The organism is Streptomyces sp. NPDC006235 (assembly GCF_040613735.1).
Classification (GTDB): Bacteria; Actinomycetota; Actinomycetes; order Streptomycetales; family Streptomycetaceae; genus Streptomyces.
In genome coordinates this window covers 58783-72622 of sequence record NZ_JBEXSR010000003.1, presented here as the reverse complement: position 1 = coordinate 72622, position 13840 = coordinate 58783, and the positions used below count along the sequence as shown (strand labels likewise).

The 13840-nt window shown below is 70.7% G+C and carries 11 protein-coding genes; 5 read left to right on the top strand and 6 right to left on the bottom strand.

The window, feature by feature from the left end; all coding sequences use genetic code 11:
- Positions 1–88: 88 nt before the first annotated feature.
- The 4 genes from ABZ192_RS04400 to ABZ192_RS04385 all read right to left on the bottom strand — a co-directional run bounded on the left by ABZ192_RS04400 (position 89) and on the right by ABZ192_RS04385 (position 4129).
- The gene (locus ABZ192_RS04400; RefSeq protein WP_356923029.1) at positions 89–820 is read right to left on the bottom strand and encodes an AAA family ATPase; all 732 of its coding nucleotides are present in this window, start codon (positions 818–820) and stop codon (positions 89–91) included.
- A gap of 56 nt (positions 821–876) precedes the next feature.
- Positions 877–1698 (bottom strand): ABC transporter permease, encoded by an 822-nt coding sequence (locus ABZ192_RS04395; RefSeq protein ID WP_356923028.1) that lies wholly within the window; start codon positions 1696–1698, stop codon positions 877–879.
- Positions 1699–1819: 121 nt separating this feature from the next.
- Positions 1820–2794, bottom strand: coding sequence for an ABC transporter ATP-binding protein (locus ABZ192_RS04390; RefSeq protein WP_356923315.1), 975 nt, complete (start codon positions 2792–2794; stop codon positions 1820–1822).
- A gap of 123 nt (positions 2795–2917) precedes the next feature.
- Entirely contained in the window at positions 2918–4129 is a 1212-nt protein-coding gene (locus ABZ192_RS04385; RefSeq protein ID WP_356923027.1) for an NYN domain-containing protein, read from the bottom strand.
- A 222-nt stretch (positions 4130–4351) separates the two neighbouring features.
- Here ABZ192_RS04385 and ABZ192_RS04380 point away from each other — a divergent pair, with 222 nt between their 5' ends.
- Positions 4352–4516 (top strand): hypothetical protein, encoded by a 165-nt coding sequence (locus tag ABZ192_RS04380; RefSeq protein ID WP_356923026.1) that lies wholly within the window; start codon positions 4352–4354, stop codon positions 4514–4516.
- A 101-nt stretch (positions 4517–4617) separates the two neighbouring features.
- Here the strand turns inward: ABZ192_RS04380 and dnaE are convergent, their stop codons facing one another.
- Positions 4618–8157: a DNA polymerase III subunit alpha gene (dnaE, locus tag ABZ192_RS04375; RefSeq protein ID WP_356923025.1), complete on the bottom strand. Its 3540-nt coding sequence runs from the start codon at positions 8155–8157 to the stop codon at positions 4618–4620.
- 215 nt (positions 8158–8372) lie between these two features.
- Here dnaE and ABZ192_RS04370 point away from each other — a divergent pair, with 215 nt between their 5' ends.
- The 4 genes from ABZ192_RS04370 to ABZ192_RS04355 all read left to right on the top strand — a co-directional run bounded on the left by ABZ192_RS04370 (position 8373) and on the right by ABZ192_RS04355 (position 13147).
- Positions 8373–9698, top strand: a complete 1326-nt coding sequence (locus tag ABZ192_RS04370; RefSeq protein WP_356923024.1) for a DUF2252 domain-containing protein — start codon at positions 8373–8375, stop codon at positions 9696–9698.
- Between the two features lie 92 nt (positions 9699–9790).
- Positions 9791–10486 (top strand): hypothetical protein, encoded by a 696-nt coding sequence (locus ABZ192_RS04365; protein ID WP_356923022.1) that lies wholly within the window; start codon positions 9791–9793, stop codon positions 10484–10486.
- A 78-nt stretch (positions 10487–10564) separates the two neighbouring features.
- Positions 10565–11383 carry a DsbA family protein gene (locus tag ABZ192_RS04360; RefSeq protein ID WP_356923021.1) on the top strand — a complete coding sequence of 273 codons (819 nt, stop codon included), beginning with the start codon at positions 10565–10567 and terminating at the stop codon, positions 11381–11383.
- Between the two features lie 93 nt (positions 11384–11476).
- Positions 11477–13147 carry an alkaline phosphatase D family protein gene (locus ABZ192_RS04355; RefSeq protein ID WP_356923020.1) on the top strand — a complete coding sequence of 557 codons (1671 nt, stop codon included), beginning with the start codon at positions 11477–11479 and terminating at the stop codon, positions 13145–13147.
- Between the two features lie 18 nt (positions 13148–13165).
- Here the strand turns inward: ABZ192_RS04355 and ABZ192_RS04350 are convergent, their stop codons facing one another.
- A complete protein-coding gene (locus tag ABZ192_RS04350; RefSeq protein WP_356923019.1) occupies positions 13166–13735 on the bottom strand; it encodes a dienelactone hydrolase family protein in 570 nt (189 codons plus the stop codon).
- Positions 13736–13840: the final 105 nt, after the last annotated feature.

Sequence of the window (13840 nt, the reverse complement as noted above, 5' to 3'; positions counted from 1 at the left end):
TGCCGCTGGGGCGGCACGGGTGGGCGGCAGGCGGCACCCCGCTACGCCGGGCTGCGCCCCCACCCGCCCCCAGCACCAGCGCCGAGCACTACGCAACCGGCGGTGCCTGATACGGCCCGTCCGAGAACTCCGGCTCCGGATCCCGAGGCCCGAACAACGCCATGAGCCCGAGGTGCAACAGCAACGCGGCAAGCGGCCAGGCCAGCAACGCCCCCTTCGCCCCCAACTTCAGCGGCGCGGAGAACGTCACCCCCCGCCCCAGATCCCGCGCACGCGCGACCACGTCCTCCGCGGGCCCGAGCCACACCCCGACCCGCCAGGCCAGCAACGACCCGAGCAGCCCCCCGACGGCCAGCCCCACCACCAGCGGCACACCCCCACGCCGCCGCAGCAGGAACACGACCAGGGCGCTGACGACCCCGAAGGCCAGCCCGAGCAACGAGAACGTGCCGTCGACCCCGACGGCCTGCTCCCCCTCGGTGTCCTTCAGGTAGACGATCCACTTGCCCTCGACCACGTCCCCGATCAGCGGCACGTGCGGAGCGAGCCACCACCACAGCACACCGAGCAGCACCCCGCCCAGCGCCACCGCGAGGGCGACCACGCCGGCCTCCCGCACTTCCGTCTTCATGCCGGGCCCGTCCTGCCCGTACCAGCCGTGCCCGGAGTACGCGGCGTGCCCGGCATGCTCGGCGTATTCGGCGTGCTGAGTCCCGGGAGCCCGGGATCCGTGCCCCCCGGACCCGGTGCCCGGCGGCGGCCACGCATCCTGTGCGGAACGTTCATGCGGCGGCGGTGGCGGATTCAGTGGTGCGGTCACCCTGCCATCGTGCCAGGCCCGCCTGTGCCCCGCGTCACCGGACGATCCCTCCCCGCTCACCGGACGGCCGCCCGGCGGTACGCCCAGGTCGCCACGGCCAGCGAGACGACGCCCACGAGCCCGCACACGGCGAGGTCGCCGAGCACGAAGGCCCAGTCGGGATGCGGCCCGAACGTCCGCGCGAAGGCCTCCACGCCGTACGTCGACGGCAGCAGGTCCCGCGTGAACCGCACGGCCTGAGGCATCCGCTCGGCCGGCAGCACGCCCAGCAGCAGCGCCGCCGACATGCCCAGCTGCCCGAGCAGCGTGGCCAGCTCCGGCCGGGGCGCGAGCAGCCCGAGCGCCGCCCCCAGCCCGGCGAGCGCGGCGCCCGCCAGCGGGATCACGGCCACCAGGACCCACAGATGGGCCAGCGGCAGCCCGAACAGCACACAGCCGAACACGGCCGTCACGACGGTCCCGGGCACGGTGAACGACGCGTACGCGCCCGCCGCGCCCAGCACGACCGCCGCCGGCGGCACCGGCAGCGTCGCGTAGTGGTCGAGTCCGCCGCTGGCCCGCAGCTGCCCGAAGTACTGCGCGAGCAGGTTCAGCGCGACGAAGGCCACCACCAGGACGGACGACCCGGCGACGACGGCCTGCGCCTCCGCCCCGTCGTCCACGACCCCGCGCATGAGGATCATGATCCCGATCGACTGGAACGTCGCCACGAACAGCAGCGGGATCCGCGCGACCCGCGCCCGGGACAGCTGCGCCCGGTACACGGCCGCCAGCGACGGCCACAGCCGCGCCCGCGGCCCGAGCTCGGCCGCGCACACGGCGGGCTCGTCCACGGCCAGGGCACTGCCCGGCAGGACATCGGCGGGTACGACACTCACGTCGCGCTGCTCCCCTTCGTCGGGTCCACTGCGGCAGTCGCCCTGTTCGGTACGTAGACGGCGGCCCGCGCACTCAAGGCCGCCGTATCGCGGGCCGTCGTGTTCCGGGTCTCGGTGCTCCTCACGCCTTCACCAGCCCCTGCTGCGCGGCACCGCCCAGGGCCAGGTACACGTCCTCCAGGCTCGGCGTGGCCAGCGTGAAGTCGTCCAGGGCGGCGAAGGCGGCTCCTCCGGTGACGGTGGCGACGACCGCCCGGGCCTCCTCGGGCCCGAGCCGGAGCGTCCACAGGCGGCCCGACTCCACGGCCCGGTCCCGCAGCGCGGCCACCTCGGGGACGTGCACCGGCGCCGTGTCCCGCCACACCAGGTCGACCCGCACCTCGCCGGCGACCTGTTCCTTGAGCCCGGCCGGGGTGTCGCAGGCGATCACCCGCCCCCGGTCGAGGACGGCCACCCGGTCCAGCACGGTCTCGGCCTCGATGACGTTGTGGGTGACGAGCAGCACGGTCGTCCCGCGATCGGCCCGCCGCCGGTCGACGGCGGACCACACGGCCCGCCGCGCCACCGGGTCCATACCGGTGGTCGGCTCGTCGAGCACGAGCAGCGGCCGCTCCCCCACCAGCGCCGCGGCGAAGCACGCCAGGCGCCGCTGGCCCCCGGAGAGCTTCTTCAGCGGCCGCCCGGCGAGCGGCGCGAGCCCCAGCTCGTCGAGGACGTCGTCCCGCTCGGCCCGCGCCCGCCGGATGTCCAGGCCGCGCAGGCGCCCGGTGGTCTCGGCGGCGAGCGACACGGTCAGCTCGTCGAGGGCGGTGGACTCCTGACCGAGGTAGGCGAGGATCCGCGCGGCCCGTTCCGGGTGGCGCACGATGTCGTGCCCGAGGATCTCCACGCTTCCGCGGTCGGGCCGCATCAGCCCGGTGAGCTGCCGTACGAGGGTGGACTTGCCGGCGCCGTTCGGCCCGAGCAGGCCGAAGATCTCGCCGCGCCGGATGTCCAGCGTCACGTCGTCCGTGGCGCGGACCTCGGGTGTTCCGGGCGCGCCGCGCCGGCCGCGGACGGCCGGGTAGGTCTTGGTCAGCCCGCGCACCGCGCACACGACGTCACCATCGTGCCGAAATGCCTGTGCCGCGCGCTTACTCACAAGGGACGAGACTACGGGGTCGACCGCCCCGGCCCGCTCCCGGGTCGGTCCGGGGCGGGAAATCCGTCGGCAAAGTTCTCATTCACCGACGGGCGCGTGCTCCACTCCCGTGCGCACGCCGATCTCCTTCCAGAAACCGGCCCGGATGGCGTACCGGTCCCGCTCGTCGATCTGGTCGTCCTTGTGGGCGAGCAGGCCGAAGCGGGCGGCGTAGCGCAGCAGCTCCCCGTCGACGCGGTGCGGGATGCGCGGGTACATCCCGGACAGTTTCTGCAGGTGGCTCTGGTCGCCGAGGCGCTCGACCCAGCGCCGGGCGAAGACCTGCCCCACCTCGTAGGGGTCGCCGCCGACGGTGGTGATGTCCTCCTCGCGGTCGGCCCACCGCTGCTCGGCCGTGGTCAGCTGGGCGAGCGTCGGCATCGAGGCGGCCTCGGGGGGCTCGGCCGTGGGCCGGTCGACCCAGCCCTTGTCGGAGGACCAGCGGAGGGTGGCGGAGGCGGGCTGCTGGGCGGACTGGGGGCCGGGGGCGCGCAGGGCGGCCAGGTCTTTGGGCGTGGGGACGCCTTTGGCGGCGGGCGCCCGTTCCTCCGCGCCGTTCTGCCCGGTACCGGCCGCGGGGTGCTGCGGTTGCGGGGCGGGGCGCTCGGTCGCGGCGGTGAGCGCGGACTCGGGCAGCGGGGCGGACAGGATCGCGGCGATCTCGGGCCGGGTCGCGGGCTGCGGGGCGCACACGCCGGTGTGCTCCTTGGCGCGGACGGCCTTGGTGATCCACGCCCGGTCCAGGACGCGCCGCTCGTCGGCCTCGGCGACCAGGTCCTCGGACTGGTTGTAGTCGCCGTCGGCGGCCTGCACGGCCCACAGGTGGACGGCGACGCCATGCTCCTTGGCGGCCATCATGCCGGGCAGCAGATCGCCGTCGCCGGTGACGAGGACGACGTCGGAGCAGGCGCGGTTGCGGGCCAGCTCGGTGAGCTCGGCGTGCATCGCGGCGTCCACGCCCTTCTGTGCCCAGCGGCCGTCGCTGCGGGTCAGCGCGCCCAGCCGGACGGTGACCCGGGGCATCACGCGCAGCCTGCGGTGCTCGGGCTGCGGGACGCGGTCGGGGGCGCCGTCGAACCAGTAGATCCGCAGCAGCGGCTGCTGGGTGTCCGACTCGGCGCGTTCGCGCAGCCCCTGGATGAGGGCGGTGTGGTCGACGGTGATCCGGGATCGGGAGGGTTCCCCGGCGAGGAGACTCGCCGCCGCCCCCAGCAGATACCCCGCGTCCACCAGGACGATGCAGCGGTCCACACGACTCACCCTCTTCCCGGGAGGTTTGCTTCGGGCTTGCTTCGAGTCTGCCCGACGGCGCGGAGGTTAACGGCCGGAACTCGATCTTCGGCGTGGCGTTTCGCTCCGTCCCGCTCCGACTGCCCCTGTCACGCAGGGTAATTGTCCGACATGCGATCGTTGTCGGCCTGTGTGAATCTGGTCCCGGCCCTGGCCCCTAGATCCCCCACAGGAGGCATCACCATGGCCAAGAACAAGAACCGTGACCGTAAGCAGCAGCGTCCGACCGAGCGCGGGCAGCGGGCGGACCGCAGCCCGGCGGCCGAGACGGAGCCCCAGCCCGACGTCGAGCTGACTCCCGGCGACGTGGCGTCCCGCAAGCGGAAGCGCAGCTTCGGCCACAACTGACATCTGTGTAACGGGTTGTTGAGACCCACGCACATACGTGAGGGGCGTACCAGGTACCGGGTACGCCCCTCACGCGCGTCAAGAGCCGTCTGCGGCCTCGGTCAGCCCGCCAGGCAGGACGGTCCGAGCAGCACCTTCAGATCGCCGAAGAGCGCCGGGTCCGGCTTCACCCGGTGCCGGTCCAGGCGCAGCACGGTCGTCTTGGTCGGCCCCTGGAGCTTGATCCGGACCTCGCTGTCGCCCTTGTGGTGGCTGAGGACCTCGCCGAGGCGGCTGACCAGCGGCGGGGTGACCCGCGTGGCCGGGATGGTCAGTACGACGGGCGCGTTGGTGCCCGCGTTCGACAGGTCGGGGACCTGCAGCTCCATCGCGACCAGCCGCGGCACGTCCTCGCGCTTGTCGAGGCGGCCCTTGACGAACACCACGGCGTCCTCGACGAGTTGGGTCGAGACGAGCTGGTACGTCGCCGGGAAGAACATGCACTCGATCGAGCCGGCGAGGTCCTCCACGGTGGCGATGGCCCAGGCGTTGCCCTGCTTGGTCATCTTGCGCTGGAGGCCGGAGATGATGCCGCCGATGGTGACGACCGCGCCGTCCGCGTGCTCCCCGCCGGTCAGCTGGGAGATGCCCGCGTCGGCCTTGTCGGACAGGATGTGCTCCAGGCCGAACAGCGGGTGGTCGGAGACGTACAGACCGAGCATCTCCCGCTCCTGGGCGAGCAGATAGGTCTTGTCCCACTCCTCGGTGGTGAACTCCACGTCGAGCCCGAAGCCGGGCTCGCTGCTGTCGGCCTCGCCCATGCCGCCGAAGAGGTCGAACTGCCCCTCGGCCTCCTTGCGCTTGACCGCGACCACGTTGTCGATCATCGGTTCGTACTGCGCGGTGAGGCCCTTGCGGGTGTGGCCCATGGCGTCGAAGGCGCCGGCCTTGATCAGCGACTCGGTGGTGCGCTTGTTGCAGACCACCGCGTCCACCTTGTCGAGGTAGTCCGGGAACGAGGTGTACTTCCCCTTGGCCTTGCGGCACCTGATGATCGACTCGACGACGTTCGTACCGACGTTGCGGACGGCGGAGAGGCCGAAGAGGATCACGTCGTCGCCCTGGGCGGCGAAGTTGGACATCGACTCGTTGACGTCCGGCGGGAGCACCTTGATGCCCATGCGGCGGCACTCGTTGAGGTAGACGGCCGACTTGTCCTTGTCGTCCTTCACCGAGGTGAGCAGGGCGGCCATGTACTCGGCGGGGTGGTTCGCCTTGAGGTACGCCGTCCAGTACGAGACGAGTCCGTACGCGGCGGAGTGCGCCTTGTTGAACGCGTAGCCGGCGAAGGGGACCAGCACGTCCCAGAGCGCCTGGATGGCTTCGTCGCTGTAGCCCTTCTTGCGGGCGCCCTCCTTGAACAGCACGAAGTTCTTCGCCAGTTCCTCGGGCTTCTTCTTGCCCATCACGCGGCGGAGGATGTCGGCCTCGCCGAGCGAGTATCCGGCGATGATCTGGGCGGCCTTCTGCACCTGCTCCTGGTAGACGATCAGGCCGTAGGTGACGTCCAGGACCTCCTTGAGCGGCTCTTCCAGCTCCGGGTGGATCGGCGTGATCTCCTGCTGCCCGTTCTTGCGCAGCGCGTAGTTCGTGTGGGAGTTCATGCCCATCGGGCCCGGGCGGTACAGGGCCGACACGGCGGAGATGTCTTCGAAGTTGTCCGGCTTCATCAGCCGGAGCAGGGAGCGCATGGGGCCGCCGTCGAACTGGAAGACGCCGAGGGTGTCGCCGCGCTGGAGCAGTTCGAAGGTCGTGGGGTCGTCGAGCGGGAGGCTCAGGAGATCGATGTCGATCCCCTTGTTGGACTTCACCATCTTGACGGCGTCGTCCATGATCGTCAGGTTGCGCAGGCCCAGGAAGTCCATCTTCAGCAGGCCGAGCGACTCACAGCTCGGGTAGTCCCACTGCGTGATGGTCACGCCGTCGGTGTGCCTGACCCAGACCGGGACGTGGTCGGTGATGGTCTCGCTGGACATGATCACGCCGGCGGCGTGCACACCCATCTGCCGGACCAGGCCCTCGACGCCCTTGGCGGTGTCGATGACCTTCTTCACGTCCGGCTCGTTCTCGTACATCGCCCGGATCTCGCCCGCCTCCGAGTAGCGGGGGTGCTCGGGGTTGGTGATGCCGTCGAGGTTGATGCCCTTGCCGAGGACGTCGGCGGGCATGGCCTTGGTGAGGCGGTCGCCCATCGCGTACGGGTAGCCCAGCACGCGCGCGGAGTCCTTGATCGCGTTCTTGGCCTTGATGGTGCCGTACGTGCCGATCATGGCGACCTTGTCGGCGCCGTACTTCTCCGTCACGTAGCGGATCACCTCGACGCGCCGGCGCTCGTCGAAGTCGATGTCGACATCGGGCATGGAGATGCGCTCGGGGTTGAGGAACCGCTCGAAGATCAGGCCGTGCGGGATGGGGTCGAGGTCGGTGATGCCGAGGGCGTAGGCGACGATCGAGCCGGCCGCGGAGCCCCGTCCGGGGCCGACCGCGATGCCCTGCTTCTTGGCCCACATGATGAAGTCGGCGACCACGAGGAAGTAGCCCGGGAAGCCCATCGAGATGATGGTGTCCATCTCGTACTCGACCTGCTTCATGCGGTCGTCCGGGATGCCGTCCGGGAAGCGGCGGTGCATGCCGCGCAGAGTCTCCTCGCGGAACCAGCTGACCTCCGTGTACCCCTCCGGAATGTCGAACTTGGGCATCAGGTCCCGCTTCTCGAACATGCCCGTGGTGTCGACCATCTCGGCGATCAGACGGGTGTTGGCGCAGCCCTCCTGCCAGGCGTCCGAGGAGTCGATGGCGTACATCTCGTCCGTGGACTTCAGGTAGTAGCCGGTGCCGTCGAACCTGAAGCGGTCGGGGTCGGAGAGGTTCTTGCCGGTCTGGATGCACAGCAGGGCGTCGTGGGCGGACGCCTCGTGCGCGTACGTGTAGTGCGAGTCGTTGGTGACCAGCGGGGGGATGCCGAGCTTCTTGCCGATCTCCAGCAGGCCGTCGCGGACCCGGTGCTCGATCTCGATGCCGTGGTCCATCAGCTCCAGGAAGTAGCGGTCCTTGCCGAAGATGTCCTGGTAGTCGGCGGCGGCCTTGAGGGCCTCGTCGAAGTGGCCGAGGCGCAGCCGGGTCTGGACCTCGCCGGAGGGGCAGCCGGTGGAGGCGACGATGCCCTCGGACCACTTGGCGATGGTCTCCTTGTCCATCCGGGGCCACTTCTGGAGCCAGCCCTCGGCGTACGCGTCCGAGGAGAGCCGGAAGAGGTTGTGCAGGCCGGTCTTGTTCACCGCCCACATCGTCTTGTGGGTGTAACCACCGGAACCGGAGACGTCGTCCCGCTTCTGGTGCGGCTGGCCCCACTGGATCTTGCGCTTGTTGCGGCGCGACTCGGGCGCGACGTACGCCTCGATGCCGATGATCGGTGTGACCCCGGCCTTCTGCGCGGAGTGGAAGAAGTCGTACGCCCCGTGGAGGTTGCCGTGGTCGGACATGGCGATGTGCGACATGCCCATCTCATTGCACGCGTTGAACATGTCCTTCAGCCGCGCGGCACCGTCCAGCAGCGAGTACTGGGTGTGGACGTGCAGGTGCGTGAACGGCGGCTTTGACACGGCTGCGGCCTCCAGGGAAAACATACGTCGAATGGGGCCCGACAGGCTGCGGACAGTCTGGGGGACAGCGTCGAAGTCTATGCCTCGCCAGTGACACTCGGAGGCCTGACCCGCGTACCTTCGTGCGGGGCTCGCGGGCACTCCCGCGGACCGCCGCACGTTACGCAGAGGGCGGACCTGCCGTCCCCAGACGCACCACCAGGAGGCACCAAGCGATGTCGTTCCCGCAGCTCGACGACGAGCACCGCGGTGAGGAGATTCTCGCCGTTTTCGACACCGCCTTCGGCGAGCTCCTGGCCGCCGACCCGGCCGCGTTCCGCGTGAAGTTCCGGAAGATGGCGGCCTCGGCCTTCGCGTTCTACCGGGGCACGGCAGCGCTCTTCTACCACGACCTGGACGAGGAGAAGCGGGGCGGCCCGTTCCTGGACGAGCGCACCTCGCGCGTGTGGATCCACGGCGATCTGCACGCGGAGAACTTCGGCACCTACATGGACGCCAACGGCCGCCTGATCTTCAACGTCAACGACTTCGACGAGGCCTACGTCGGTCCCTTCACGTGGGACCTGAAGCGCTTCGCCGCCTCCATCGCCCTCATCGGGTACGCCAAGGCGCTCAGCGACGAGCAGATCTCCGAGCTGGTGACGATCTACGCGGTCGCCTACCGCGAGCGGATCCACGCCCTGGCCACCGGCGCCAAGAGCGACGAGGTGCCCCCGTTCACGCTGGACACGGCACAGGGCCCGCTGCTGGACGCGCTGCGCGACGCCCGGTCGCTGACCCGCTTCGGGCTGCTGGAGTCGATGACGGAGATCCGCGACTTCGAGCGCCGCTTCGCGGCCGGCGGCGGCTCCGTCGAGCTGGACGCGGCCACGCGCTACAAGGTCCTCGCCGCCTTCGACGGCTACCTGGAGACGCTCCCGGACAGCTCGCTGGCCCGCCCGGACTCCTACCGCGTGAAGGACGTGGTCGGCCGGCGCGGCATCGGCATCGGCTCGGCGGGGCTGCCGTCGTACAACATCCTGCTGGAGGGCCACAGCGACGCCCTGGAGAACGATGTGGTGATCTACATCAAGCAGGCCCAGACCCCGGCCGTCTCCCGGCACGTCACGGACCAGGCCATCCGCGACTACTTCCAGCACGAGGGGCACCGCACGGTCATCTCCCAGCGCGCCCTCCAGGCGCACGCCGACCCGTGGCTGGGCTGGACGGAGCTGGACGGCGCCGGCCAGCTGGTCGCCGAGGTCTCGCCGTACGCGGTGGATCTCGACTGGGGCGACATCGACGACGCGGAGGAGATCGCCCAGGTGGTGGCCGACCTCGGCCGGGCCACGGCCACGATGCACTCGGCGGCGGACGACCAGTCCGGTGAGTCCCTGGTGCCGTTCTCCACCGAGCGGGCCATCGACGCGGCGATCGCCGGCGACGAGGAGGGCTTCGTCCCGCTGCTGACCGACTTCGCGCACAGCTACGGCGCACGCGCGCGTGCCGACCACCAGACCTTCGTGGACCTGTTCCGCAACGGCCGGATCCCGGGGCTGTAAGAAGCCCTGAGCCGGGGCTTTGGCCGTCCGCCCTCTCACAGGCATCCTTTAGGGGTCCCTTACCGGCCCCCGTGACAGACTCTCCTCTCGCTATGGACATATCCGGGATCCCGCTCAGAGCCGTACGCGCGGCGCTGTTCACGGCAGTGGTCGTGACGCTCAGCACCGCGTCGCACGTGCTGCTGTCCCAGGTCCCGCTCCCGATGGGCACGGTGGCCGCGGTCGCCGCCACCGTGTTCGTGATCGCGTACGCCCTGGCGGGCCGCGAGCGTTCCTTCGGGCGGATCGCGGCCCTGCTGATCCCGGTGGAACTGGCCGCCGACACGGTGTTCACCACGGGACAGCACGCCTGTTACGGCCGGTCGGGCGGCCCGGTCGCCGGACCGCTGCGGTCGGTCGGCCTGGACGTGCTGTGCGGGGGCGGCGAGATCGGCACACCGCTGGCCCGGATGGCCGGGGCCACCGGCACCGAACGGCTCGCCGCCGCGGTGGCGCACGCCGACCCGGCCACCGCCTGGCTGCTGCTGGGCGCGCACATCGGCGTGGGGCTCGCCGCCGCCGTCTGGCTGCGCCGGGGCGAGCGGGCCCTGGCCCAGCTGCTGCGCGCCGTGGGGGCGACCACCTTCCGGCCGCTGCTGCTGGCGGTCGCCGCGGTGACGGTGACGCGGGCCCCGGCCGGGCGCCGGCTGCCGTCGCGGACCCCCGACCACACGCCCACCGCCCGCGAGAGGATCCTCGCCCAGTGTCTGGGACGGCGTGGACCGCCGTGCTCGCCCGCCTTCGCGTGAGGCACCTTTCGAGCACCGGCAGTCCCCCTTACGTATTGCGCACACGACCTGTGCGCGTCCCCGACGGAGAACATCACCATGAGCAAGCGGAACACCCAGGCGGCGAAGACGGCGGCCCGTGAGCGGCTGCGGATCGAGCGCGAGCGCGAGGCCAAGCGGGCGAAGGCGAAGCGGCAGATCATCGTCGCCGCCTCCATAGTCGGTGTACTGGCGATAGCCGGCGGCATCGGCTACGCGGTCGTCCAGGGCAACAAGCCCTCCCACTGGGAGGCCCAGAAGGACGCCAAGGTCGTCGCCCCGGCCAACACCACGGGCGCCAAGGGCACCACGGTCGTCATCGGCAAGGAATCGGCCAAGAAGACCCTGAAGATCTACGAGGACCCGCGCTGCCCCGTGTGCGCCCAGTTCGAGCAGACCGTCGGTCCGACCGTGAAGAAGGACATCGACGACGGCAAGTACAAGATGCAGTTCATCGGCGCGACCTTCATCGACAACAAGGACAACGGCGAGGGCTCCAAGAACGCGCTGAGCGCCCTGGGTGCCGCGCTGAACGTCAGCGACCAGGCGTTCCTCGACTACAAGGCCGCGCTGTACTCGGCCAAGTACCACCCCGAGGAGACGACCGACAAGTTCAAGGACGACAGCTACCTGATCAAGGTCGCGAACACGGTCCCGGAGCTGAAGGGCAACAAGAAGTTCCAGGACGCGGTCGAGAAGGGCACCTACGACGCCTGGGCGATGGCCATGTCGAAGACCTTCGACGACAACAAGGACGGCGTGCAGGGCACCCCGGGCTTCGTCATGGACGGCAAGCAGCTCACCGCTGACAACCAGGGCACGCCGCTGATGACGGTGGCCGACTTCAACAGGGTCGTGGGCGAGGCCCTCAAGAAGTGACGGCAGGTCGGGGACCGGCCGGCATGTGAAGAGCGGGCGAACTTCCTTCAGTTCGCCCGCTCCGGTGCATACCGACCAGTAACCTGATCGCTCGTGACCAGTCGATACAGATCATCGAACACGTCCGAGGGCCTCAACTCCCTCACCCCGCGCCGCCGTACGGTCGTCAAGGCCGCGGCGGCGACCGCTGTCCTGGCCGGGCCGCTGGCAGGGACCCTGCCCGCGCGCGCCGTCGACCAGGCCCCCGCCTTCCTGCACGGCGTCGCCTCCGGTGACCCCCTGCCGGACGGCATCCTGCTGTGGACCCGCGTGACGCCCGTCCCGGAGGCGATACCCGGCTCCGGGCTCGGCCCGGACACCGAGGTGAGCTGGGTCGTCGCCAAGGACAAGGCGTTCAGCACCGTCGTCGCCAAGGGCTCCACCACCGCGACGGCCGCCTCCGACCACACCGTGAAGGCCGACATCCGCGGCCTGGAACCGGCCACCGACTACTGGTTCCGCTTCTCCGCCGGGGGCACCGACTCCCCCGCCGCCCGCACCCGCACCGCCCCGGCGGCCGACGCGGCCGTCACGGGCCTCCGCTTCGGCGTGGTCTCCTGCGCCAACTGGGAAGCCGGCTACTTCGCCCCGTACCGCCACCTCGCCGCCCGCGGCGACCTGGACGCCTGGCTGCACCTCGGCGACTACATCTACGAGTACGGCACCGGCGAGTACGGCACCCGCGGCACGGTCGTCCGCCCGCACGCCCCGGCCCACGAGATCGTCACGCTCGCCGACTACCGCGTCCGGCACGGGCGTTACAAGACGGACCCCGATCTCCAGGCCCTGCACGCGGCGGCCCCGGTCGTGGCGATCTGGGACGACCACGAGTTCGCCAACGACGCCTGGTCGGGCGGCGCCGAGAACCACACGGAGGGCGCCGAGGGCGCCTGGTCCGCCCGCCAGGCCGCCGCCAAGCAGGCCTACTTCGAGTGGATGCCGGTGCGCCCGGCGATCGCGGGCACCACCTACCGCCGTTTGCGCTTCGGCAAGCTGGCCGACCTCTCGCTGCTGGACCTGCGCTCCTTCCGTTCGCAGCAGGTCAAGGTCGGCAACGGCGAGGTCGACGACCCGGACCGCACGCTCACCGGCCGCGCCCAGCTCGACTGGCTCAAGGCGGGCCTGAAGGCGTCCGACACCACCTGGCGGCTGGTCGGCAACTCGGTGATGGTCTCGCCGTTCGCCATCGGCTCGCTCTCCGCCGATCTGCTGAAGCCGCTGGCCAAGCTGCTGGGCCTGCCGCAGGAGGGGCTCGCCCTCAACACCGACCAGTGGGACGGCTACACCGACGACCGGCGCGAACTCCTCAGCCATCTGCGCGCGAACGCGATCCGCAACACGGTCTTCCTCACCGGCGACATCCACATGGCCTGGGCCAACGACGTGCCGGTGGACGCCGGTACGTACCCGCTGTCCCCGTCGGCCGCCACGGAGTTCGTGGTCACCTCGGTCACCTCCGACAACCTCGACGACCTCGTCAAGGTCCCTCAGGGCACGGTCTCCGCGGTCGCCGCACCCGTGATCCGCGCCGCCAACCGGCACGTCCACTGGGTCGACACCGACCGCCACGGCTTCGGCGTCCTGGACATCACGGCCGAGCGTGCGCAGATGGACTACTACGTGATCTCCGACCGCGCGCGGCGCGACGCGAGCGCCACGTGGTCCCGCTCGTACCGCACGCGCAGCGGCACGCAGAAGATCGAGCGCGTCTACGACGCCGTGTGAGCCGCGGGTAACCGCCGGCTACAGGCTGTCGAGGAAGCCGAGCGCCACCCTCCAGGTGGCCTCGGCGGCCTCCTCGTCGTAGTCCGGCAGGTCGGGGTCGGTGTAGAGGTGACCCGCGCCCGCGTACCGGTACACCTCGACGTCCGCGCCGGTGCGGCCCATCTGGAGGTACCAGGCGCTGAGCCAGTCGTCCGTCTCGAACGGGTCGGGCTCCGCCACGTGCAGCTGGACCGGCAGCTCGTCCACCGTGACGCCCGGCGCGATGTCCGACGTGCCGTGCAGGAGGAGCAGCCCGCGCGCCTTGTCGTCGCCGAGAGCGAGGGTCTGGGCGATGGAGGCGCCGAGCGAGAACCCGGCGTACACCAGCCCCCGCTCCGAGTAGGGCGCGGCGGCCAGCACGGCCCGCTTCAGCAACTCGTCCTTGCCGATCTTCTCCTTGTGCTCCATGCCTTCCTCGACCGAGTCGAACGTGCGTCCCTCGAAGAGGTCAGGCGTCCACACCTCGTGTCCGGCCGCGCGCAGCCGGTCGGCGGCCTGGAGCACCGCGGGCCGCAGTCCGTGCGTCGAGTGAAAGAGCATGATGTTCATGAGGCCATGGTGCCAGCCGGGTGTGACAGGCCGGGATCACGGCACTACCCAGGACGCCGCCGAAGTCACATGTTCATGTGCCCCGTGAGCCGGTTAGGTTCGGGG

Coding starts and splice junctions, on each gene's coding strand:
- ABZ192_RS04380 (WP_356923026.1), top strand. CDS start 4,352: ATGGCCAAGAACAAGAACCGTGACCGTAAGCAGCAGCGTCCGACCGAG.
- ABZ192_RS04370 (WP_356923024.1), top strand. CDS start 8,373: ATGTCGTTCCCGCAGCTCGACGACGAGCACCGCGGTGAGGAGATTCTC.
- ABZ192_RS04365 (WP_356923022.1), top strand. CDS start 9,791: ATGGACATATCCGGGATCCCGCTCAGAGCCGTACGCGCGGCGCTGTTC.
- ABZ192_RS04360 (WP_356923021.1), top strand. CDS start 10,565: ATGAGCAAGCGGAACACCCAGGCGGCGAAGACGGCGGCCCGTGAGCGG.
- ABZ192_RS04350 (WP_356923019.1), bottom strand. CDS start 13,735: ATGAACATCATGCTCTTTCACTCGACGCACGGACTGCGGCCCGCGGTG.